Here is a 22,137-nt window from a genome sequence, read left to right as displayed (position 1 = left end):
CGAGTTGAGTAATGGACCGCTTTTTATCGAACGTGACGAACAGGATCGACGCCAAGGGGCGCGTTTCGGTTCCGTCTCCGTTTCGTTCGGTGCTGGCGAAGCGCGACATTCAGGAGCTTTATTGTCTTCAGGATTTCGCCTTTCCGGCAATCAGCGTCGGCGGTCCGGATCTGCTGGAGCGCTACGAGCGGCAGATAGCGTCCATGGATGCTTTCTCGCCAGAGGCGAACGCGATGTCGCTGCTGGTTCACGGCGGCGGCGTTTTCATGAAGCTCGACCAGGAAGGTCGGTTGATGGTGACGGATTTTGTGCGGGAATTCACCGGCATATCCACCGATGTCACCTTCGTTGGACGAGCGGATCATTTTCAGCTTTGGCAACCGAATGCGTTTCTGGCGGCGCAGGCGGAAGCAAGAGCGGGGCGCGGTTTTTCGGCTGCTCGCCCCGCATAGGACGGGGACACGGAATGGCGGCGAATTCTGGCGGGCGATCTTCTGATGCCGATGGCGGACCTCAGCGTCACATCCCGGTCCTGCTTCGCGAAGTCATTGCCGCGCTGGAACCTGCACCCGGCAAGATCATTCTCGACGGCACCTTTGGCGCCGGCGGTTATACCCAGGCGATTCTCGACCAGGGCGCCGATGTCATCGCGCTCGATCGCGATCCAACCGCGATCGCAGGCGGCCAGGCCATGGTTGCCGCCAATGGCGGCCGGTTGAGCCTCATCCAGTCGCAATTTTCCGATCTGGCCAGGCACGCTCCCGAGGGTGGGCTTGATGGCGTCGTTCTCGATATCGGCGTTTCCTCCATGCAGATCGACGAGGCCGAGCGCGGTTTTTCCTTCCAGAAGAACGGCCCCCTCGATATGCGCATGTCCGCTTCCGGTGTTTCGGCGGCCGATGTCGTCAACCGCGCGAAGGTTGGTGATCTCATTCGCATCTTTGGTTTTCTCGGTGAAGAAAAACAGCCGGGTCGCATTGCCCGCGCCATCGAGAAGAAGAGGGCGGAAGAGCCCTTCCGAACCACCCGCGATCTGGCTGGTCTCATCGAAATCGTTACGCCGCGCAAGGCGAAGGACAAGATTCACCCGGCAACGCGGGTGTTCCAGGCGCTGCGTGTTTTCGTCAATGACGAGCTGGGCGAGCTGGCGCAGGCCCTGTTTGCCGCCGAGCAGGTTTTGAAACCCGGCGGCCGGCTGGTCGTCGTCACCTTCCATTCGCTGGAAGACCGTATCGTCAAGAAATTCTTCTCCGACCGTTCGGGCAAGGCCGCCGGTTCCCGGCATCTGCCGATGGTGGAGGACAAGCCCGCCATTTTCGATGCTATCGGCAAGCCCATGATCGCTGCCAGCGAGGAAGAGGCGGAGCTTAATCCGCGTGCCCGTTCCGCCAAGTTGCGCGCCGGCCTGCGCACCACCGCATCGGCGCGGGCGGCGGATTTCTCGATCTTCGAGCTTCCCGATCTCGCCAGCCTTGAAAAGATGGGAGGCTGATATGCTGCGCACTTTCGATGTCGTCTTGATGGGTGTGATGGTCGCTGCGGCGGTCGTCACCTATTCGATCAAGCACAAGACCGATCTGAAGCTTGAGGAGGTCCGCAAGCTCGAGGCCGAGATCAAGCTTGAAAAGGATACGATCGATCTTTTGAGGGCCGACTGGGCGCTTCTGACGCAGCCGAACCGCCTGCACCGCCTCGTCAACGCCTATCAGACTGAGCTTGGCCTTTCGCCGACGCTGCCGACGCAACTGGCGCAGCCGCGCGAACTGCCCATGCTGCGTTCGCAATTGCCGCAGCCGCCCGAACCTGAGGGCATGAGCGTCGAGGATGTCATCGCCGCCGCCGTCAACGGTTCCAAGCCGGGCGCTACGCTGGGTGGTGCCTCGAAGCCCAAATCGCCGCCCGCCGGTCAGATCGCCGTGAACGGTGTTCCGGTGCCCACGCCCCGCGCACGCGTTTCACGTCCGGCGCCGGCGCCTGTACCGGTCGCTTCCGCCACCGCTGGCGATGAAACCGGCGAGATGGATGAAACCATAACAGGATCGGTGAACCGCTGATGTCTTTTCTCTCCCGCGTCATGGTTCTGAAGAGCAAGGCTCACTTTTCCGCCAGCACCACCGGTGTCTATACGGATCATGCGGCTTTTGAGGGCGCCCGCAAAAGACGCGCCGCCCAGGCGAAAAGCCGCGTCGGCCTTCTCATTTTCGGCTTTATTGCCTTTTATGCCGTCGTCGGTGGCCGTTTGGTGCAATATGGCATGGCGGAACAGGAAACGGTTTCGAGCATCGCGCCCGCAGACCGGTTGATGGCGTCGCGCCCCGATCTCCTCGACCGTAACGGCGAGGTGCTGGCCACCGATATCCGCACCGTCTCGCTGTTTGCCGAGCCACATCGCATCGTCGATATCGATGAGGCCATCGAGAAGCTGCGCACCGTCCTGCCGGACCTTGACCAGCGTGGCACCTATCAGAAGCTCACCTCCAATTCGCGCTTCCAGTGGCTGCGCCGTCAGCTGACGCCGAAGCAGCAGAGCCAGATTCTGGCGCTCGGCATTCCCGGCGTCGGGTTCCGCCCGGAAAAGCGCCGCTTTTATCCCGGCGGGCCGACCGCCGCCCATGTCGTCGGTCACGTCAATATCGACAATCGCGGCGTTGCCGGCATGGAACGTTACGTTGACAGCCAGGGCCTTGCCGATCTGACGGCGCTCGGCATGACCAGCGATCAGCCGCTGGAGCCGGTGAAGCTCTCGATCGATCTGCGTGTGCAGTCCATCGTGCGCGAAGTCGTGACCGCGGCGATTGCCAAGTTCCAGGCGATCGGTGCAGGTGCCGTGGTTCTGGATGTGCATACCGGTGAAGTTCTCGCCATGGCCTCGGTGCCGGATTACGATCCGAACAACCCGGCCGAAGGCGCGAAAGAAGGCTGGCTCAACCGCATGTCGAACGGCACGTTCGAAATGGGCTCCACCTTCAAGTCCTTCACGATTGCCATGGGTCTCGATTCGGGCCGTGTCCGTCTCGGCGATATGTTCGATGCGCGTTACCCCATCCGCATCGGCGGCTTCACCATCAAGGATTTCCACGGCAAGGGCCGGATGCTCTCGGTCCCCGAAATCTTCCAGTATTCGTCGAATATCGGTACGGCCAAGATCGCCGATACTGTTGGCACCGAGGGCCACAAGGAATTCCTCACAAGGCTTGGCCTCCTGACCCGCATGCAGACCGAACTGCCGGAAGTGGCGTTGCCGTCCCAGCCGCGCGAATGGAAGAAGATCAACTCCATCACCATTTCCTTCGGTCACGGCGTTTCCACGACACCGCTGCAGACGGCGGTTGCCGGTGCCGCGCTCGTCAATGGCGGCAAGCTGATCGAGCCGACATTCCTGCCGCGTACCCGCGAACAGGCGGATCAGGTGGCGAAGCAGGTTCTGAAGCCGGGCGCCAGCAAGGACATGCGTTTCCTGTTCGAGTGGAATGGTGTCAACGGTTCCGGCCGCAACGCGCGCGTCGATGGTTTCAACGTCGGCGGCAAGACCGGCACGGCCGACAAGGTCGTCAACGGACGTTACGTGCACGACAAGAACTTCAACGCCTTCCTGTCGGCCTTCCCGATGGACGACCCGCAATATGTGGTGCTGTCCTTTATCGACGAGCCGAAGACCGACAAGGGCAACGGCGCAGCGCTTGCCGGCACGTCCGCGGCACCGATGGTGCACGATATCATCACCCGCACGGCGGCGGTGCTGGGCGTGAAGCCGAAGTTCGGCAAGGATGGCTCGGCCTTGCTCGTGTCTTATTGATTGTTAGCTTATGATGTTCCGGCGATTCGCGCCGGGGGGACAAGACGGACACAGTCGATGAATTTGCGAGATATATCCGGAAATGCGTTTCCGGAATTGAATGAATTGCTCCTGTCTGAAACAGGGGCGATCGAAATCGGGGGGATCACCGCAGACAGCCGCAAGGCTGCGCCCGGCAGTCTGTTCGTGGCGGTTGCGGGCACCAAGGCTGATGGTGCGACCTATGTGAAGGACGCGGTTGCCAAAGGTGCGGTCGCCATTGTTTCCGGGCACGCCGTGGAAGTCGACGTGCCGGTGCTGGTCGTTCCAGACCCGCGGCTTTATCTCTCGCTCGCCGCTTCCCGCTTTTACGGAAAACAACCTGATATCATGGTTGCCGTCACCGGCACCGCGGGCAAGACATCCGTCGCCTCCTTCGTGCGGCAAATCTGGGCTTTTGCCGGCCATGCCGCCGCGCAGATCGGCACCACGGGCGTCATCGCGCCCGGCCGTGAGGATTATGGCGCGCTGACGACGCCCGATCCGGTGACGCTGCACGCACTTCTGGCCGAACTTGCTGCCGAAGGCGTCACACATGCGGCGATGGAGGCGTCCAGCCACGGTCTCGACCAGCGCCGTCTCGATGGCGTCAGGCTTTCCGCCGCCGGCTTCACCAATCTTGGCCGCGACCATATGGACTATCATCCGACCATCGAAGACTATATGGCTGCGAAGATGCGGCTGTTCGATACGCTGATGGAAAAAGGCGCTCCCGCCGTGATCTTCGCCGACGATCCATGGTCGGACAAGGCAATCCAGGCGGCGCGCGAAGCAGGTCTCGAAGTGCGTACCGTCGGCCGCAAGGGCCAATATCTAACGCTGAAGCGTGTCGAGCATTTCCGTCACAAGCAGATGATCGAAGTGCATCATGACGGCGTGATCTTTGAAGTCGATATTCCCCTGGCGGGTGATTTCCAGGTTGCGAATGCGCTTGTTGCCGCGGGTCTTGCCATGTCCACCGGCGTTGCCGCGGCAACCGCGCTCAAGGCGCTTGAAAAGCTGATTGGCGCTGCCGGTCGTCTGGAACTTGTCGGCCAGACGAAAAACGGCGCGCTTGCCTATGTGGATTATGCGCACAAGCCGGATGCGCTGGAAAACGTGCTGACCTCGGTCCGGCCTTTCACCTCCGGCCGCATCATCACCGTTTTCGGTTGCGGTGGCGACCGCGACAAGGGCAAGCGTCCGATTATGGGCGAGGTCGCGACGCGGCTTTCCGACATCGTCATCGTCACTGATGATAATCCGCGTTCGGAAGATGCCGCAACGATCCGTTCCGAGATCATGGCGGCAGCAGCCGGCGCGTTGGAAATCGGCGACAGGGCAGAGGCGATCCGTCACGCGGTGTCGATGCTTTCGCATGGCGATACGCTGATCGTTGCGGGCAAGGGGCACGAAGAAGGGCAGATCGTCGGCTCCGTGACGCTGCCGTTTTCCGATCATGAACAGGTGCGCTCTGCACTGGCGGGGCTGGAAGGATCGAAGATTTGAGCTGGTTATGGACAGTCGCCGACATGATCGCCATCACGGCAGGACGCCCCGTGGGCAACCTGCCGACCGGTATCACCGGCATTTCCATCGACAGCCGGACGGTCAAACAGGGTGAGGCCTTCTTCGCGATCAAGGGTGATCGGGTGGACGGTCATGACTATACCAGCTTCGCTGTTGCCAACGGCGCCGGTCTCCTGGTGGTTGCCGAAGCCAAGCTGCCGGCGCTAGGTCGCCTGACCGTGCCGATGATCGTGGTCGAAGACGTGCTCGCGGCCCTTGGCAAGCTTGCCCTTGCGGCGCGCGAAAGAACGTCGGCGCGCATCATCGCGGTGACCGGTTCGGTCGGCAAGACGACGACCAAGGAGATGCTGCGGCAGGCTTTGGCCCCTTCGGGCCGGGTGCATGCGGCGGTCGCGTCCTTCAACAACCATTGGGGGGTGCCGCTGACGCTCGCACGCATGCCGGCGGACACGGAATTCGGCGTATTCGAAATCGGCATGAACCATTCCGGCGAAATCCGGCCGCTGGTAAAGATGGTCCGCCCGCATGTAGCGATCATCACCACCATCGCGCCTGCCCATCTCGGCAATTTCCAGAATATCGAAGAGATCGCGAGCGCCAAGGCGGAAATCTTCGAAGGCGTGGAAGATGGCGGTTCGGTCATCCTCAACCGCGACAATGCCCAGTTCGAGCAGCTTGAAGAGGCGGCGCAGGAGGAAGGTATCGAGCATATCCTTACCTTCGGCCAGCACGCCAAGGCCGATTTCCGCCTTGCGGATTTCGAGAGCACGACGACGGGTTCGACGATCTGGGCGATCCTGAACGGCGAAACCAGCGAACTGCACATCAACATTCCCGGCCGGCACATTGCCGATAATGCCATGGCGGTCCTTGGTGCCGTTGCCATCACCGGCGCCAATCTCGACCGCGCCTTCGAAGCGCTCGGAATGCTCGAGGCGGTGAAGGGACGTGGCCAGCGCCACCACCTGACGATTAATGGCGGCTCCTTCCTGCTGATCGATGAAAGCTACAATGCCAATCCGGCCTCCATGCGCGCGGCGATTGCCGTGCTGGCGGAGACGGAAACGCAGGGTCACGGCCGGCGCGTCGCCGTTCTCGGCGACATGCTGGAGATGGGCGAGTTTTCGGCGCAGTTGCACGAAGAGCTGGCCGGGCCGCTGCTCGCCGCCGGTATCGAACATGTCTGGCTCGCGGGCGAGGCCATGGCCGCGCTTCGCGATGCGCTGCCGGACAGCGTCACCGTCATCTGGTTTCCGACGACGGCGGAACTCACCGATTTTGCCCTGCAATGGGTGCAACCGGGAGACGCGCTGATGGTAAAATCGTCACTTGGGCTTGGTTTCGGCAAGATTGTCGCCGCCCTGCTTGACAAGTATCCGGCATTCCCCGAGACGGAACGCCAAGTCTGAAATAGCCTTTTGAAAGGGCAATTATGCTGATCTGGCTCGTCGAACTGTCGGACAAAGTTCAACTGTTCAACCTCTTCCGGTACATCACCTTCCGGGCGGGTGCTGCAATGTTCACCTCTGCGTTGATCGTGTTCCTGTTCGGACCGGCGATCATCAACTCGCTGCGCGTGCGCCAGGGCAAGGGCCAGCCGATCCGCGCTGACGGACCGCAGACGCATTTCAAGAAGGCCGGTACGCCGACCATGGGCGGGCTGATGATCCTTGCCGGCATCCTCGGCGGTTCGCTGCTCTGGGGCGACCTGTCGAATGTCTATGTCGTCGCCGTTCTGATGGTGACGCTTGGTTTTGGAGCCATCGGCTTTTACGATGATTATCTGAAGGTGACGAAGCAGAGCGACAAGGGTTTTTCCGGCAAGGCCCGCCTCGGCATCGAATTCCTGATCGCGGCGATCGCCGTGTTTTTCATGATGAAGATGGCGCTTGCGTCGTCCCCGCATGGCGGCACGCTCGGAAGTTCCATCGCATTTCCTTTCTTCAAGGAGCTAGTGATCAATCTCGGTTATTTCTTCGTGCTGTTCGGCGCTTTCGTCATCGTTGGTGCCGGCAATGCGGTGAACCTGACGGATGGTCTCGATGGTCTCGCCATCGTGCCGGTCATGATTGCCGCCGCCACCTTCGGGGTGATCGCCTATCTCGCCGGTAACGCGGTTTTCGCCAATTATCTGCAGATCAATTTCGTGCCCGGCACGGGTGAGCTCGCCGTCATCGTCGGCGCGGTGGTCGGGGCTGGCCTCGGCTTCCTGTGGTTCAACGCGCCGCCCGCAGCGATCTTCATGGGCGATACGGGTTCACTGGCGCTCGGCGGCCTCATCGGCTCCATCGCGGTTGCCACCAAACACGAGATCGTCATGGTCATCGTCGGCGGTCTCTTCGTCATGGAAACGCTCTCGGTCATCATCCAGGTCTTCTGGTTCAAACGCACCGGCCGCCGTGTGTTCCTGATGGCGCCGATCCATCACCATTTCGAGAAAAAGGGCTGGACGGAGAGCCAGGTGGTGATCCGTTTCTGGATCATCTCCGTAGGCCTCGCACTGCTCGGCCTCGCCACCCTGAAGCTGAGGTGAGCGATGATTCCGGTCACGTCGTTCAAGGGTAAGAAAGTCGCTCTCTTCGGGCTCGGCGGTTCCGGTCTCGTTACCGCCCGGGCGCTGGTTGCCGGCGGTGCTGACGTCGTGGCTTTCGACGACAATCCCGACAGCGTCGCCAAGGCCGAGGCTGAGGGCATTGCGACTGCGGACCTCCACACGATCGACTGGTCTTCCTTTTCCTCCTTCGTGCTGGCGCCGGGTGTTCCCCTTACTCATCCGAAGCCGCACTGGTCGGTGGACCTTGCGAAGGCGGCGGGCGTCGAAGTGATCGGCGATATCGAGCTTTTCATCCGTGAGCGGCGGGCGCATGCGCCGGATTGCCCCTTCATCGCCATCACCGGCACGAATGGCAAATCCACGACGACGGCGCTGATCGCGCATATCCTCAACGCTTCGGGCCGTGATACGCAGCTCGGCGGCAATATTGGCACGGCGGTGCTGAGCCTTGATCCGCCGAAGGCACAACGTTTCTACGTGGTGGAATGCTCGTCCTACCAGATCGATCTGGCTCCGACGATCAATCCGACTGCCGGTATTCTGCTCAATCTGACGCCTGACCATCTCGACCGGCACGGCACGATGCAGCACTATGCCGACGTCAAGGAACGGCTAGTGGCCGGCAGCGGCACTGCGATTGTCGGCGTGGATGACAGCCATTCGACACTGATTGCCGATCGCATCGAGCGCGCCGGCGTGAAGGTGGAGCGCATCTCCAAGCGCAATGTCGTTTCAGAAGGTCTCTATGCCGAAGGCAGCCGGATCCTCATGGCGCATGGCGGCACGTCTTCGCTGCTTGTCGATCTCGATGGTATCCAGACCCTGCGCGGCAGCCATAATGCGCAGAATGCTGCGGCGGCGATTGCGGCCTGTCTTGCCGTTGGAGTTTCTGAAGAGGAAATTCGCGCCGGTCTCAAATCGTTCCCCGGCCTCAAGCATCGCATGCAGCCGGTGGGCCGTCGTGGCAACGTCACCTTCGTCAATGACAGCAAGGCCACCAATGCCGATGCGGCAGCACCGGCACTTTCGAGTTTTGACCGCATCTACTGGATCGCCGGTGGTCTGCCCAAGGCAGGCGGCATCACCAGCCTTTCGCCGCTCTTCCCGCGTATCGCCAAGGCCTATCTGATCGGCGAGGCGGCGGCCGAATTCGCAGCGACGCTTGGCGAGGCGGTGCCCTACGAAATATCCGGCACGCTGGACAAAGCCGTGCAGCACGCGGCAGCGGATGCGGAAAAAGACGCAACGGCGGGCAATATCGTGATGTTATCCCCGGCTTGCGCAAGCTTCGATCAATATAAGAACTTTGAAATCAGAGGTGATTCGTTCGTCGCGCAGGTCGCGGCGCTCGATGGCATGACGATGCTCGTTCACTCTGGAAAAGGGGGCTGAGGCCATGGTAAGCCGAATTGATCGCGGTCCGGTCGCGGAGTGGTTCTGGACCATCGACCGTTTCTTTCTGGCGGCGTTCGTCGCGCTGATGGGCATTGGCCTGATGTTGTCCTTTGCGGCGTCGCCTGCGGTTGCCGAGCGCATCGGTCTCAACAGCTTCTTCTTTGTGGAACGTCAGGCGATGTTCATGGTGCCGTCACTGGCGATCATGGTCGGCCTTTCCTTCCTGTCACCCCGGCAGGTCAGGCGTGTGGCGGTCATCATGCTGATTGCCGCACTGCTGATGATGATCTTCGCGCTGTTCTTCGGCATCGAGGTCAAGGGCGCGCGGCGCTGGATTTCCATCGGCAGCTTCTCGATCCAGCCTTCGGAATTCATGAAACCGGCCTTCGTCATCGTTTGCGCTTGGCTCTTTGCGGAGCGGGCGCGCCATCCTGAAATTCCGGGCAATCTCTTCGCCATCATCACCTTCGGCATCGTGGCCGCACTTCTGATCGCCCAGCCGGACTTTGGTCAGACGATCCTGACATCGGTCGTCTGGGGCGGCATGTTCTTCATGGCCGGCGTGCCGTGGTTCTGGATCATCATGCTGGGTGGCCTCGGCGTCGGTGGTATTGTGACCGCCTATCTCATGTTGCCGCACGTCGCAGGCCGTATCGACCGGTTCTGGACGGGTGAGGGCGATACGTTTCAGGTGGATACCGCACGCGAGGCGATCATTCGTGGTGACTGGTTCGGTCGCGGACCGGGCGAGGGCATCGTCAAGCGCATCATTCCCGACAGCCATACGGACTTCATCTTCTCGGTGGCGGCGGAAGAATTCGGCATCGTCTTCTGCATGTTCCTCGTCGCCATCTTCGCCTTCATCGTGCTGCGCGGGCTTTCGCATGCTTTCAAGGAAAAAGACGATTTCTGCCGTTTTGCCGTGGCCGGTCTGGTCCTTCAAATCGGCATGCAGTCGATGATCAATATCGGCGTTAATCTGGAGCTGATGCCCGCAAAGGGCATGACGCTGCCGCTGATTTCCTATGGCGGTTCGTCGATGATGGCGATCTGCGTCACGGCTGGCTTCCTTCTGGCGCTGACACGCCACAGACCTGAAAAGCGGGCGCAGGAGCGCAGCTTCTTCCGCGTCGGTTCCGGCGTTCCAGCGGAGTAAACGATCATGAGCAAGGGTATTGTTCTTCTTGCCGCCGGTGGAACCGGCGGCCATGTGTTTCCGGCGGAAGCGCTTGCGCATACGCTGAAAGCACGCGGTTATCAGGTGCATCTCGTCACCGACAGTCGCGCCGAGCGTTATGCCGGCAAGTTCCCGGCCGATGAAATTCACGTCGTGCCATCAGCCACCATCGGCTCGAAGAACCCGATTTCGGTCGTGCGTTCGCTCTGGAAGCTGTGGGTGGGCCTGCGCGCCGCGCGCCGGCTGGTGACGAAACTGAAACCGGTTGCGGTTGTCGGTTTCGGCGGTTATCCCACGGTGCCGCCGCTGCTGGCTTCGACCGGACTTGGCGTCCCCTCGATCATTCACGAGCAGAATGCGGTGATGGGTCGCGCCAACAAGGCGCTGGCTGCCCGCGTGAAGGCGATTGCCGGCGGCTTCCTGCCGCCCGCCAACGGCCAATATTCCGACAAGACGGTTGCAACGGGCAATCCGGTGCGCCCAGCGGTGCTGTCGGCATCTGAAATTCCCTATACGCCCTCGCAGACGGGTGAGACCTTCCAGCTCGTGGTTTTTGGTGGCAGCCAGGGCGCGCAGTTCTTTTCCAGCGCCGTTCCGGCGGCGATCTGCCTGATGAAGGACGAGCAGCGCAAGCGCATCGTCGTGACCCAGCAGGCCCGGCCCGAAGACAAGGACAGCGTTATCGCCTCCTACCAGAAGCTCGGCGTGAAGGCTGACGTTTCGCCCTTCTTCGGCGACATGGCCTCGCGCATCGGTGAGGCCGATCTCGTCATCAGCCGCTCGGGCGCATCGACCGTATCGGAGCTTTCTGTGATCGGCCGTCCGTCGATCCTCGTGCCCTATCCGCATGCGCTGGACCATGATCAGGCGGCGAATGCGGCCGCACTTTCGGCAGCGGGCGGGGCAAGCGTCATCAAGCAGGCGGAACTGTCGCCGCAGAAGCTTTCCAGCCTGTTGTCATCGGCGCTTACGGAGCCGGATCGTCTTTCGGCAACGGCAGCAGCGGCCAAGGCGACCGGAAAACCGCATGCGGCGGATGTGCTGGCCGATCTGGTGGAGGCGATTGCTTCCGGCCGGTCCGTACAGGAATTCAAGAAGAATAGTGAAGGAGTTGGGGCATGAAGATGCCGAAAGCCATAGGCCTTGTGCATTTCATCGGCATAGGCGGGATCGGCATGAGCGGCATTGCCGAAGTGCTTCACAATCTCGGCCATCGCGTTCAGGGGTCGGATCAGTCCGATAGCGCCAATGTGCAGCGCCTGCGTGACAAGGGCATCGAAGTGTTTGTCGGCCACACCGCTGACAATATCGGTGATGCCGAGGTCGTGGTCGTTTCCACCGCCATCAAGAAGAACAACCCGGAACTCATCGCCGCGCGCGAAAAGCATCTGCCGATCGTTCGCCGTGCCGAAATGCTGGCCGAACTGATGCGTTTCCGTAATGCCATCGCCATCGGCGGTACGCACGGCAAGACCACGACCACCTCCATGGTCGCGACGCTTCTCGAAGCCGGCAATCTCGACCCGACCGTGATCAATGGCGGTATCATCAATGCCTATGGCACCAATGCCCGTATGGGCGAGGGCGAGTGGATGGTGGTGGAGGCCGACGAATCCGACGGCACCTTCCTGAAGCTGCCCGCCGATGTGGCCGTCATCACCAATATCGACCCGGAACATCTTGATCATTACGGTAATTTCGACGCCGTGCGCGCCGCTTTCCGGCAGTTTGTTGAGAACGTACCGTTCTACGGTTTCGGCGTGATGTGCCTCGACCACCCCGAAGTGCAGGCGCTGGTCGGCCGGATCGAAGACCGCAAGGTCATCACATACGGTGAGAACCCGCAGGCGGATGTGCGTTTTTCGAACGTCCGCATTGATGGCACGCGGTCGATCTTCGACGTGGAAATCCGCCGCCGCCGCACCGGCAAGATATTCTCCTTCAAGGATCTCGTCCTGCCGATGCCCGGACGCCACAATGTGTCGAATGCGACGGCGGCGATTGCTGTGGCCAATCGTCTCGGCATATCGGAAGCCGACATCAAGAAGGGCCTTGCCTCCTTTGCCGGCGTCAAGCGTCGCTTCACGCTGACGGGCGAAGCCAACGGCGTGCAGGTCTTCGACGATTACGGTCACCACCCGGTCGAGATCAAGGCTGTGCTGGCGGCCGCGCGCGAAGCCTGCAAGGGCCGCATCATCGCCGTGCACCAGCCGCACCGCTACAGCCGCCTTTCCAGCCTGTTTGACGATTTTGCGCATTGTTTTAACGATGCCGACACGATTATCCTTGCTCCGGTCTATGCTGCGGGCGAAGATCCAATCGAAGGCGCAAGCTCCGAAGCGCTGGTTTCGGCCATCAAGGCCGCCGGCCACCGCGATGCCCGTTTCCTCGAAAAACGGGAGGACCTTGCGTCGCAGGTCGCAGCCATTGCGAATCCGGGTGATTTTGTGGTTCTCTTGGGGGCTGGAAATATCACGCAATGGGCAGCCGCGCTGCCTTCGGAATTGAAGAGCATATCAGGAAAGTCTGAATGAGACAGGTCGATGGGGTTAAATTGCTGGGGAGGCTCGGCGACGGGGTAAATGAACTGAGGGGACGTCTGACACCGGATGCGCCCATGGACCGGGTGACGTGGTTCAGAGCCGGCGGTCTTGCGGAGGTGATGTTCCAGCCGCACGATACCGATGATCTGGTCGCCTTCCTGAAAATTCTGCCTGAAGATGTGCCGTTGACCGTGGTCGGCGTCGGCTCGAACCTTTTGGTGCGTGATGGCGGCATTCCGGGCGTGGTCGTGCGCCTGTCCGCCAAGGGCTTCGGCTCGGTGGAACTTGCGGGCGAAAACCGCATCAAGGCCGGCGCGATCTGCCCGGACAAGCACATTGCGGCCATGGCCATGGATAATGGCATCGGCGGCTTCCATTTCTATTACGGCATTCCCGGCTCCATCGGCGGCGCGCTGCGCATGAATGCCGGCGCCAATGGCGGCGAGACGCGTGAACGGGTCGTGGAAGTCTATGCGGTCGACCGTCAAGGCAACCAGCATGTGCTTTCCAACGCGGATATGGGCTACAGCTACCGCCATTCCGGCGCCGATGCGGGCCTGATCTTCACCGGTGCACTGTTTGAGGGTTATCCGGAAGACAAGACGAAAATCCGCGCCGATATGGACGCCGTGCGTCATCACCGCGAAACCGTGCAGCCGATCCGCGAACAGACCGGTGGGTCCACCTTCAAGAATCCCGAAGGTCATTCCGCCTGGGAACTGATAGACGAGGCCGGCGGCCGTGGTCTGGTCATCGGCGGCGCGCAGATGTCGTCGCTGCATTGCAATTTCATGATCAATACCGGCCATGCGACCGGCTACGATCTGGAATATCTGGGCGAAACCATCCGCAGGCGTGTGTTCGAGAAATCGGGCATCCGGCTGGAATGGGAAATCAAGCGCCTTGGCCTTTTCATGCCGGGCCGTGAAGTAGAGCCGTTCCTCGGGGCGTAAGCCCCGGTGAATGCTGCGTGCTGCAAGAAAATTCTGCTGTTGATCAGGCCGTTTCGTGTATCGTAACGGTCGATCAATGTTTTTTGCTGTATCTTCGAGGTAGATACTTGATCGGCCGGGATGAGGTCCCGTTTCTGAGTTTTATATTGTTTTTTATTAGGAAATACTAACGGAAATACGTGATCTAGGTGCTTTTGAGCATGATGTTGGGTCTTTGGAAAAAACCGATCGAGATGATGAGTTTTTCGGTCGCTACGCTCGAGGGGCGGCGGCGGCTGGGACCGCTGGAATTCTCCATTCGTATCGCCTGTCTCGTGACGCTCATTGTCATCCTGATGTGCACGGGTGGCCTGACGCTTCTCGCGCAGTTCGGGCTCGTGACCGATCTCGCCAACGGCATCATGCTGGGTGTGACGCTCGGCGGGGCTGTGGCGTTTACGGTGACGTTGCTGGTCTGCTGGCTGAATGCCAGGGAAGTACAAATTCTCGTGCAATCTCACGAGCGCTTCCTGCATCTGAGCCATACGGACGCCCTGACTGGCCTCAGCAACCGGCTCGGCCTTTATGCGGCATGCGATAAACTCGGCAGCGACTATTGTGTCGCGTTTCTCGATATCGATCATTTCAAATCAGTGAATGACAGGTACAGCCATCTCGTCGGTGATCTCGTCATCTCAAGCGTTGCCCGCCGGATAAGGGAGAATTCCGATCCTTCCGCGCATGTCGCCCGCTTGGGGGGCGAGGAATTTGTGGTCGTCCAGGAGACCAGCCGGCTGGCTTTTCTGCAGATGTGCGAGAGGGTTCGCGCGGCCGTTGCGGCGACGCCGGTGGAGTACCAGGATCTGCGCATTGCGGTGACGATTTCGATTGGTGTCGCCTTTCGCGGCGACGCCGAAATCTTCGACAAGGTCATGCACAATGCCGATCTTGCGCTTTATCAGGCCAAGGGCGGAGGACGCAATCGCGTCTGTATGAGCGGTCATGTCGAGCGGCGCCAGGCGGTGGCTTAAGCAGAAATAGACAAGGAAAAGCCCGCGAAACGAAGGTTTCGCGGGCTTCTTTTTGTCGATGGTCTCAGATCAGACTTCGTCCTTGCGGGACAGAAGAATGCAGGCCAGCGTGACGAGGGCCGATACGCAGAGGTAATAACCGACATAACCCATGCCGTAATTCACCTGCAGCCATGTGGCGATGTAAGGCGCCAGAGACGCGCCGAAGATGCCGGCCATGTTGAAGGTGATGGACGAGCCGGTGTAGCGCACGCGGGTCGGGAAGGGGGCGGCGAGCGCCGTTCCGATCAGACCGTAGGTCATGCCCATCAGCATCATGGCCAGAGCCGCGAAGACGAAGATCGAACCTTCGCCGCCGGTCATCAGGCTGGGCAGCAGGAACGAGAACAGGCCGATAAGTATCGTCGTCACGATCAGGACTTCACGACGGCCGAATTTCTCGGCAAGCTTGCCGGCGATGGGGATGAAGATGCCGAAGACGATGGAGCCGAGGATCTGCACTTCCAGCGCGTCGAGGAACGGAATTTTCAGAACCTTGACGTTGTAGGACAATAGATAGGCGGTGCCGATATAGAACAGCACGAACGTGGCCAGCGCCACGAAGGTGCCGAGGAGGAGGCTGCGCTTGTGGTTGCGGAACAGCTCCGCAATCGGCACGGCCACACGGTCTTCCTTTTCGATCGCCTTCTGGAAGTCAGGCGTTTCGGTGATCGACAGGCGAACCCACATGCCAACAGCGATCAGGATGATCGAGGCGACAAAGGGAATGCGCCAGCCCCAGCTCAAGAGCGCTTCCTGCGACATGAAATGCAGCAGAATCCAGAATACGCCGGAGGAGAGGAACAGGCCGACGGGCGCGCCCAGCTGCGGGAACATGCCGTACCAGCTGCGTTTGCCGGGAGGAGCGTTTTCCGTGGCGAGCAGGACAGCGCCGCCCCACTCTCCGCCAAGGCCGAAACCCTGGCCGAAACGGCAAAGCGCCAGCAATAGCGGCGCCAGAACGCCGGCGGTCTCATAGGTCGGCAGAAGGCCGATCACGACCGTCGATACGCCCATGGTCAGAAGAGCGGCGACAAGCGTTGCCTTGCGGCCGACGCGGTCACCATAATGGCCGAAAACGACCGCGCCGAGCGGGCGGGCGAAAAAGGCGATGGAGAAGGTGGCGAAGGACGCCAGAAGCGCCGTCGTCGGGTCGCTGTTCGGGAAGAACAATGTCGGAAACACGAGCACTGCGGCCGTGGCGTAAACGTAAAAATCGAAAAACTCGATGGTCGTGCCGACCAGGCTGGCAGTGAGAACTCGTGCAGGCGAATTTGTCTTTACAACGTTCGAATTGCCAGCTGTCGACGATACCCGAGATACCGCGTCAGTCATGGTTTGGGTTCCATTTCAGATGATTGGAATGTCATGCCTTAGGAAGGCATGTCTGCGTTAACGCAATTTTTGTTCCTATGGAATGCTAAAAAAGAAATAATGCAAATAATGTGATTGTTGAACACGGCGGGCCTCACAGTGCACTGCCGGTCACTGCGCTGCGATTGAGAGACTGATTCAGGCCGTGGATTTAAAACGCTGAAACGCCAGATAATTTTGTCTGGGGAATAAGCTCGCCTGTTAACGTTTCGACCTTGCCTTCGTCGCGAAGTGGCGAACCCGCCAGGACGGTTTTATTTCCGATCATTGAAAACCTGCATGTTGCAATCCGCGCAACTCTCTGATTCCAAGGAGGGAATCCGGATCGATGCTGATTCTTTAACGGAACTCGGCATGTTGGACGCGGCGGTTAACGAAAGTAAACGATTCATTAACCTTAATGGCGTTTAACTGATCTCAAGGGTCATGTGCCAGAATCACCGTCCGTCAAATTCGGTCGGTTCGGGCTTGGTTCGTAACGGAGAGTTGGTGTCAGAGGGTTCGATGGGCGGCAAGCACGTAGCTGTTCTTTTGGGTGGGTTTTCGTCGGAGCGGCCGGTCAGCCTGTCGTCGGGCAACGCTTGCGCGCTTGCACTTGAGGGCGAGGGCTACAAGGTCACCCGGGTCGATGTAGGGCGCGATGTCGCTGCCGTGCTCGATGAGTTGCGCCCGGATGTCGCCTTCAATGCGCTGCACGGCCCTTTCGGTGAAGACGGCACCATTCAGGGCATTCTCGAATATCTGGCCATTCCCTATACGCATTCCGGCGTGCTGGCTTCCGCCCTTGCCATGGACAAGGCGCAGGCCAAGAAGGTTGCCGCGGCAGCAGGCGTCCCGGTTGCTGCAGAGCGCGTCATGAACCGCTTCGATTTCACCAGCGAACACCCTCTTGCGCCGCCCTATGTGGTGAAGCCGGTGCGTGAAGGTTCGAGTTTCGGTGTGGTCATCGTCAAGGAAGACCAGTCGCATCCGCCGCAAATCCTCACCTCGTCTGAATGGCGTTATGGCGATCAAGTCATGGTCGAGCGCTATATCCATGGTCGCGAACTGACCTGCGGCGTGCTCGATGGTGAGGCGCTGGGCGTCACCGAAGTGGTGCCGCTAGGTCACAATTTCTATGATTACGATGCGAAATACGCGGCCGGTGGCTCGAAACATGTCATTCCCGCAGAAATTTCACCGAAAATTTACCAAAAGATTCAAACATTGGCGGTTATGGCGCATCAGGCGATCGGGTGCCGTGGCGTAAGCCGTTCAGACTTTCGTTACGACGACCGCTTCTCAGAAGATGGCGAAGTTATCTGGCTTGAAGTGAATACGCAGCCGGGCATGACGCCGACCTCCCTGGTGCCGGAAATGGCGGCCCATGCTGGCCGCTCCTTTGGTGACCTTGTCAGCTGGATGGTGGAGGACGCTTCGTGTTTGCGGTGACCGGCAAAAAGTCGACGGCAAAAAAGCGCGAGCAATATGCGGCGACGGCCAATGCCGACGATCGCAGGGTGCTGCCGCGTCCGCTGCGTCGCTTCGTGCGTTTCGGTGTCAGCCTTGCGACCGGACGCATCCACATTCCCGCCCATACCGGCACGATTTCGGCCGTCGCCTTTTACGCGATGATCGGGCTTTACGGCATGTCGCTCGGCGGCCACACCAACATCGTCACCCAGACCACGACGTCGGCTGCGGGCTTTGCGGTCGAGGACGTGAAGGTCTCCGGCAATTTGCAGACCTCGGAAATCGATGTCTTCCAGCTTCTCGGCCTCGACGGCAGCACCTCCCTGATTGCGCTTGATATTGACGCGGCGCGCCGCAAACTCGTCCAGCTTCCCTGGGTGGAAGACGTCGATATCCGCAAGGTCTATCCGAAGACGGTCGAGGTTCGCCTGAAGGAACGCCAGGCCTTCGGTATCTGGCAGCACGGCACGGAACTGTCGCTGATCGAAAAGAGCGGCAGTGTCATCGCGCCGCTGCGTGACAATAAATTCGCTGCCCTGCCGCTCTTTGTCGGACGTGACGCGGAAACGGGTGCCGCTGGTTTCGTCGAACAACTGGCCGATTGGCCGGAAATCCGCAACCGCGTCCGCGCCTATGTGCGCATTGCCGGCCGCCGCTGGGATCTGCATCTCGATAACGGCATCGTCGTCAAGCTGCCGGAAGAAAACTTGCCGCAGGCGCTGCAATTGCTGGCGCGGCTCGATCTCGAGGAAAAGGTCCTGTCGCGCGATGTCGCAGCTGTGGACCTGCGTCTGACGGACCGCACCACGATCCAGTTGACCGAAGGTGCAGCCGAACGCCGCCAGACGGCAGTCGATGCACGCACGAAGGCGCTCAAGAAAGCGGAGAAGAACACATGAGCTTTTTCGGTTCTTCCCATTTCGGCCTGCCTCGTCTGAAGCCGCTTTCCTCCAAGCGCAGTCACATCGTTTCGGTGCTGGACATCGGCTCGACCAAGGTCGTGTGCATGATCGGCCGGCTGACGCCGCGCCAGGAAAGCGAAATTCTGCCCGGCCGCACCCACAAGGTGGAAATCATCGGCATCGGCCATCAGCGGTCGCGCGGCGTAAAATCCGGCGTGATCGCCGATCTTGACGCGCTCGAAGGCGTGATCCGTCTTTCGGTCGATGCGGCCGAGCGCATGGCGGGCCTGACCGTCGATAGCCTGATCGTCAATGTTTCGGCCGGACGGCTGGCGAGCGATATCTACACTGCGAGCATCGATCTCGGCGGACAGGAAGTGGAAGCAAGCGACCTGCGCAAGGTTCTGGTGGCCGCAAGCCAGCAGTCCATGCGCCAGGACCGGGCGATCCTGCATTCGCTGCCAACAGGTTATTCGCTGGATGGCGAGCGCGGTATTCGCGATCCGCTCTCCATGTATGGCGATCTTCTTGGCGTTGACATGCATGTGGTGACCGTCGAGCGCACGGCGCTGAAGAACCTCGAGCTTTGCGTCAACCGCGCGCATCTGTCCGTCGAAGGCATGGTGGCGACGCCCTATGCCAGCGGTCTTGCAGCGCTGGTGGATGACGAAGTCGAACTTGGTTGTGCTGCCATCGACATGGGCGGCGGTACCACGACGATCTCGGTTTTTGCCGAAGGCCGGCTCATTCACACCGACGCGATTGGCCTTGGCGGCCATCACGTTACGACAGATCTTGCACGAGGCCTCTCGACACGAATCGAAGATGCGGAGAGACTGAAGGTGGTGCATGGTTCGGCTTTGCTGAATGGCGCGGATGAGCGCGACATGATTTCGATCCCGCCGATTGGCGAAGACGATCGCGATCAGCCATCGCAAGTTTCAAGAGCACTTGTAACCCGCATCGTGCGGGCGCGTATCGAAGAGACGCTGGAATTGATCCGTGATCGTATCCAGAAGTCCGGCTTCAGCCCCATCGTCGGCAAGCGCGTTGTCCTGACCGGCGGCGCAAGCCAGCTGACGGGGCTGCCGGAAACGGCACGGCGCATTCTCGCCCGCAACGTTCGTATCGGCCGCCCCATGGGCGTAGCCGGTCTTCCGGTGGCGGCCAAGGGACCGGCATTTTCAACCGCCTGCGGACTGATGATCTATCCACAGGTGGCGGACATCGAAATTCATGCGGCGCAAGGCGGAATGTTCTCGCCGTTTGGTACGGGTAGCGGCCGGATAGCCCGAGTGGGGCAATGGCTGAAAGAGAGTTTTTGAGTGGCCTCGTGGCGTAAGCCGGAGGTTTCCGAGTTGAGTTTTCAAGAATCGGCCAGCGGGGCGATGCGGCCAGAGAAAGAAGGAATGGTAAAATGACGATACAGCTGCAAAAGCCTGATATCACCGAGCTGAAGCCACGCATCACTGTTTTTGGTGTGGGCGGCGGCGGCGGTAACGCTGTCAACAACATGATCACGGCCGGCCTCCAGGGCGTCGACTTCGTCGTCGCCAACACGGATGCGCAGGCGCTGACCATGACGAAGGCAGACCGGGTCATCCAGCTCGGCGTCAACGTCACCGAGGGTCTCGGCGCCGGTTCGCAGCCGGAAGTCGGCCGCGCCGCCGCTGAAGAATGCATCGATGAGATCATCGACCACCTGAACGGCACCCACATGTGCTTCGTCACCGCCGGCATGGGCGGCGGCACCGGCACCGGCGCTGCCCCGGTGGTCGCACAGGCGGCCCGCAATAAGGGCATCCTGACGGTTGGCGTCGTAACCAAGCCTTTCCATTTCGAAGGCGGCCGCCGCATGCGTCTGGCCGAGCAGGGCATCGAGGAACTGCAGAAGTCCGTCGATACGCTGATCGTCATTCCCAACCAGAACCTCTTCCGCATTGCCAACGACAAGACGACCTTCGCTGACGCCTTCGCCATGGCTGACCAGGTTCTCTACTCCGGCGTTGCCTGCATCACCGATCTGATGGTGAAGGAAGGTCTCATCAACCTTGACTTCGCCGACGTTCGCTCGGTCATGCGTGAAATGGGCCGCGCAATGATGGGCACCGGTGAGGCTTCCGGTCCGGGCCGCGCAATGCAGGCTGCGGAAGCGGCAATCGCCAACCCGCTGCTCGACGAAACCTCGATGAAGGGCGCACAGGGCCTGCTGATCTCCATCACCGGCGGTCGCGACCTTACCCTGTTCGAAGTCGACGAAGCTGCCACCCGTATCCGCGAAGAAGTCGATCCCGATGCCAACATCATCCTCGGCGCAACCTTCGACGAGGCTCTGGAAGGTCTCATCCGCGTTTCCGTCGTGGCGACCGGCATTGACCGCGTCGCGGGCATCGGCGAACAGAACGTTGCCGAAATGCGCGCAGCTGCCGCCAAGCCGCTTATCCGTCCTTCCGCGGCCGTTGCTCCCGCTCCGGCCGCAGTTCAGCCTGCACATGCAGTATCGCAGGCACCAAAGACCGTAGACCAGATCGCCCAGACCATCCGTTCGGCGGAAGCTGAGATGGAACGCGAACTCGGTTTTGCCGCACACCAGCAGCCGTCTCAGGACTTCCGTCCGCAGAGCAAGCTGTTCGCATCCGCTCCGGCTGAAGCGCCGGCGGCTCTTCGTCCGGCCCAGCCGGTTCAGCAGGCCGCTCCGGCCCCGGTTGCTCAGGCGCCGGTCTACCATGCTCCGGAACAGGTTGCCGCTCCGGCGCCGCGCATGCAGCAGCCGCAGGCTCCGGTCTATCAGGAGCCGGCCCCGGTTGCCCGCCAGCCCGAGCCGGTGCGCATGCCGAAGGTTGAAGACTTCCCGCCGGTCGTGAAGGCCGAGATGGATCACCGTGATCGCGCTACGCCTGTCGCACAGGAAGAGCGTGGCCCGATGGGTCTTCTGAAGCGCATCACCAACTCGCTTGGTCGCCGCGAAGAAGAAGAAGTTCCATCCGACATGATGGATGCGCCGAGCATGGCTCCGCAGCAGCGCCGCGCGCCGCTTTCGCCCGAAGCAAGCCTCTACGCACCGCGTCGCGGACAGCTTGACGACCACGGCCGCGCAACGCCTTCCTCGTCCAGCCATCACGACGACGACCAGCTGGAAATCCCGGCCTTCCTGCGCCGCCAGTCCAACTAAAGGCGATTCCATACGTCCTTCGAAACGCCCGGATCTCACGATCCGGGCGTTTTGTTTATTTTACGTTATTAACACTAAATTAATTTGCGTTTTCAATGGTTTGTGCATGTAACAATCCGAAACGAACAGTGATTTGTCGTGGCACCTACATGTGCGTATGTATGAGGCTGGGTAAGGGAAAATACGGACTTGGCCGGTTGCCAAAACCGGCTTGAAAACTTG

Annotated in this window: 18 protein-coding genes; 17 read left to right on the top strand and 1 reads right to left on the bottom strand. The window is 60.5% G+C overall.

Features of this window, described 5'->3' with window-relative positions; translation table 11 throughout:
• The first annotated feature begins 11 nt into the window (after nucleotides 1–11).
• From mraZ to CFBP5499_RS09620, 13 genes are all read left to right on the top strand, one after another.
• The gene (mraZ, locus tag CFBP5499_RS09680; RefSeq protein WP_080824684.1) at nucleotides 12–452 is read left to right on the top strand and encodes a division/cell wall cluster transcriptional repressor MraZ; all 441 of its coding nucleotides are present in this window, start codon (nucleotides 12–14) and stop codon (nucleotides 450–452) included.
• 14 nt (nucleotides 453–466) lie between these two features.
• Nucleotides 467–1,492, top strand: a complete 1,026-nt coding sequence (gene rsmH / locus CFBP5499_RS09675) for a 16S rRNA (cytosine(1402)-N(4))-methyltransferase RsmH (protein WP_080824685.1) — start codon at nucleotides 467–469, stop codon at nucleotides 1,490–1,492.
• A 1-nt stretch (nucleotide 1,493) separates the two neighbouring features.
• On the top strand, nucleotides 1,494–2,054 hold the full coding sequence (gene ftsL / locus CFBP5499_RS09670) for a cell division protein FtsL (RefSeq protein ID WP_080824686.1): 561 nt from the start codon (nucleotides 1,494–1,496) through the stop codon (nucleotides 2,052–2,054).
• A complete protein-coding gene (locus CFBP5499_RS09665) occupies nucleotides 2,054–3,796 on the top strand; it encodes a peptidoglycan D,D-transpeptidase FtsI family protein (protein WP_080824687.1) in 1,743 nt (580 codons plus the stop codon). The genes ftsL and CFBP5499_RS09665 overlap by 1 nt, the downstream gene beginning before the upstream one ends.
• Nucleotides 3,797–3,853: 57 nt before the next feature.
• Nucleotides 3,854–5,323, top strand: a complete 1,470-nt coding sequence (locus tag CFBP5499_RS09660) for a UDP-N-acetylmuramoyl-L-alanyl-D-glutamate--2,6-diaminopimelate ligase (RefSeq protein WP_080824688.1) — start codon at nucleotides 3,854–3,856, stop codon at nucleotides 5,321–5,323.
• The gene (locus CFBP5499_RS09655; RefSeq protein ID WP_080824689.1) at nucleotides 5,320–6,753 is read left to right on the top strand and encodes a UDP-N-acetylmuramoylalanyl-D-glutamyl-2,6-diaminopimelate--D-alanyl-D-alanine ligase; all 1,434 of its coding nucleotides are present in this window, start codon (nucleotides 5,320–5,322) and stop codon (nucleotides 6,751–6,753) included. Before CFBP5499_RS09660 ends, CFBP5499_RS09655 begins: the two co-directional genes overlap by 4 nt.
• A gap of 23 nt (nucleotides 6,754–6,776) precedes the next feature.
• The gene (mraY, locus tag CFBP5499_RS09650) at nucleotides 6,777–7,877 is read left to right on the top strand and encodes a phospho-N-acetylmuramoyl-pentapeptide-transferase (RefSeq protein WP_080824690.1); all 1,101 of its coding nucleotides are present in this window, start codon (nucleotides 6,777–6,779) and stop codon (nucleotides 7,875–7,877) included.
• Nucleotides 7,878–7,880: 3 nt separating this feature from the next.
• The gene (murD, locus tag CFBP5499_RS09645; RefSeq protein WP_080824691.1) at nucleotides 7,881–9,290 is read left to right on the top strand and encodes a UDP-N-acetylmuramoyl-L-alanine--D-glutamate ligase; all 1,410 of its coding nucleotides are present in this window, start codon (nucleotides 7,881–7,883) and stop codon (nucleotides 9,288–9,290) included.
• 4 nt (nucleotides 9,291–9,294) lie between these two features.
• Nucleotides 9,295–10,449, top strand: a complete 1,155-nt coding sequence (gene ftsW, locus CFBP5499_RS09640; RefSeq protein WP_080824692.1) for a putative lipid II flippase FtsW — start codon at nucleotides 9,295–9,297, stop codon at nucleotides 10,447–10,449.
• A 6-nt stretch (nucleotides 10,450–10,455) separates the two neighbouring features.
• Nucleotides 10,456–11,592: an undecaprenyldiphospho-muramoylpentapeptide beta-N-acetylglucosaminyltransferase gene (murG, locus tag CFBP5499_RS09635; RefSeq protein ID WP_080824693.1), complete on the top strand. Its 1,137-nt coding sequence runs from the start codon at nucleotides 10,456–10,458 to the stop codon at nucleotides 11,590–11,592.
• Nucleotides 11,589–13,004: a UDP-N-acetylmuramate--L-alanine ligase gene (gene murC, locus CFBP5499_RS09630; protein ID WP_080824694.1), complete on the top strand. Its 1,416-nt coding sequence runs from the start codon at nucleotides 11,589–11,591 to the stop codon at nucleotides 13,002–13,004. The genes murG and murC overlap by 4 nt, the downstream gene beginning before the upstream one ends.
• A complete protein-coding gene (murB, locus tag CFBP5499_RS09625) occupies nucleotides 13,001–13,966 on the top strand; it encodes a UDP-N-acetylmuramate dehydrogenase (protein WP_080824695.1) in 966 nt (321 codons plus the stop codon). The genes murC and murB overlap by 4 nt, the downstream gene beginning before the upstream one ends.
• Before the next feature lie 200 nt (nucleotides 13,967–14,166).
• On the top strand, nucleotides 14,167–14,976 hold the full coding sequence (locus CFBP5499_RS09620; protein ID WP_080824696.1) for a GGDEF domain-containing protein: 810 nt from the start codon (nucleotides 14,167–14,169) through the stop codon (nucleotides 14,974–14,976).
• Nucleotides 14,977–15,045: 69 nt separating this feature from the next.
• On the opposite strand, the gene CFBP5499_RS09615 is transcribed toward CFBP5499_RS09620, so the two are convergent.
• Nucleotides 15,046–16,350, bottom strand: coding sequence for an MFS transporter (locus CFBP5499_RS09615; protein WP_080824697.1), 1,305 nt, complete (start codon nucleotides 16,348–16,350; stop codon nucleotides 15,046–15,048).
• 543 nt (nucleotides 16,351–16,893) lie between these two features.
• Between CFBP5499_RS09615 and CFBP5499_RS09610 the strand changes: the two genes are divergently transcribed.
• The 4 genes from CFBP5499_RS09610 to ftsZ all read left to right on the top strand — a co-directional run bounded on the left by CFBP5499_RS09610 (nucleotide 16,894) and on the right by ftsZ (nucleotide 21,915).
• Complete coding sequence (locus CFBP5499_RS09610; RefSeq protein WP_080824698.1) at nucleotides 16,894–17,820, top strand: D-alanine--D-alanine ligase; 927 nt, start codon at nucleotides 16,894–16,896, stop codon at nucleotides 17,818–17,820.
• Entirely contained in the window at nucleotides 17,808–18,740 is a 933-nt protein-coding gene (locus tag CFBP5499_RS09605; protein ID WP_173987271.1) for a cell division protein FtsQ/DivIB, read from the top strand. Before CFBP5499_RS09610 ends, CFBP5499_RS09605 begins: the two co-directional genes overlap by 13 nt.
• The gene (gene ftsA / locus CFBP5499_RS09600; RefSeq protein WP_003513208.1) at nucleotides 18,737–20,068 is read left to right on the top strand and encodes a cell division protein FtsA; all 1,332 of its coding nucleotides are present in this window, start codon (nucleotides 18,737–18,739) and stop codon (nucleotides 20,066–20,068) included. Before CFBP5499_RS09605 ends, ftsA begins: the two co-directional genes overlap by 4 nt.
• Before the next feature lie 92 nt (nucleotides 20,069–20,160).
• Complete coding sequence (gene ftsZ, locus CFBP5499_RS09595; RefSeq protein ID WP_080824700.1) at nucleotides 20,161–21,915, top strand: cell division protein FtsZ; 1,755 nt, start codon at nucleotides 20,161–20,163, stop codon at nucleotides 21,913–21,915.
• Nucleotides 21,916–22,137 lie beyond the last annotated feature (222 nt).

The sequence above is a fragment of the Agrobacterium tumefaciens genome (genome assembly GCF_005221325.1).
Classification (GTDB): Bacteria; Pseudomonadota; Alphaproteobacteria; order Rhizobiales; family Rhizobiaceae; genus Agrobacterium.
The sequence above is the reverse complement of the archived record's forward strand: the minus strand, read 5'-3'. Positions and strand labels throughout refer to the sequence as shown.

What these genes read in the sequence shown, in the direction of transcription:
- mraZ (WP_080824684.1), top strand. Translation starts at nt 12, where the DNA reads ATGGACCGCTTTTTATCGAACGTGACGAACAGGATCGACGCCAAGGGG.
- rsmH (WP_080824685.1), top strand. Translation starts at nt 467, where the DNA reads ATGGCGGCGAATTCTGGCGGGCGATCTTCTGATGCCGATGGCGGACCT.
- ftsL (WP_080824686.1), top strand. Translation starts at nt 1,494, where the DNA reads ATGCTGCGCACTTTCGATGTCGTCTTGATGGGTGTGATGGTCGCTGCG.
- CFBP5499_RS09665 (WP_080824687.1), top strand. Translation starts at nt 2,054, where the DNA reads ATGTCTTTTCTCTCCCGCGTCATGGTTCTGAAGAGCAAGGCTCACTTT.
- CFBP5499_RS09660 (WP_080824688.1), top strand. Translation starts at nt 3,854, where the DNA reads ATGAATTTGCGAGATATATCCGGAAATGCGTTTCCGGAATTGAATGAA.
- mraY (WP_080824690.1), top strand. Translation starts at nt 6,777, where the DNA reads ATGCTGATCTGGCTCGTCGAACTGTCGGACAAAGTTCAACTGTTCAAC.
- murD (WP_080824691.1), top strand. Translation starts at nt 7,881, where the DNA reads ATGATTCCGGTCACGTCGTTCAAGGGTAAGAAAGTCGCTCTCTTCGGG.
- ftsW (WP_080824692.1), top strand. Translation starts at nt 9,295, where the DNA reads ATGGTAAGCCGAATTGATCGCGGTCCGGTCGCGGAGTGGTTCTGGACC.
- murG (WP_080824693.1), top strand. Translation starts at nt 10,456, where the DNA reads ATGAGCAAGGGTATTGTTCTTCTTGCCGCCGGTGGAACCGGCGGCCAT.
- murC (WP_080824694.1), top strand. Translation starts at nt 11,589, where the DNA reads ATGAAGATGCCGAAAGCCATAGGCCTTGTGCATTTCATCGGCATAGGC.
- murB (WP_080824695.1), top strand. Translation starts at nt 13,001, where the DNA reads ATGAGACAGGTCGATGGGGTTAAATTGCTGGGGAGGCTCGGCGACGGG.
- CFBP5499_RS09620 (WP_080824696.1), top strand. Translation starts at nt 14,167, where the DNA reads ATGATGTTGGGTCTTTGGAAAAAACCGATCGAGATGATGAGTTTTTCG.
- CFBP5499_RS09615 (WP_080824697.1), bottom strand. Translation starts at nt 16,350, where the DNA reads ATGACTGACGCGGTATCTCGGGTATCGTCGACAGCTGGCAATTCGAAC.
- CFBP5499_RS09610 (WP_080824698.1), top strand. Translation starts at nt 16,894, where the DNA reads ATGGGCGGCAAGCACGTAGCTGTTCTTTTGGGTGGGTTTTCGTCGGAG.
- ftsA (WP_003513208.1), top strand. Translation starts at nt 18,737, where the DNA reads ATGAGCTTTTTCGGTTCTTCCCATTTCGGCCTGCCTCGTCTGAAGCCG.
- ftsZ (WP_080824700.1), top strand. Translation starts at nt 20,161, where the DNA reads ATGACGATACAGCTGCAAAAGCCTGATATCACCGAGCTGAAGCCACGC.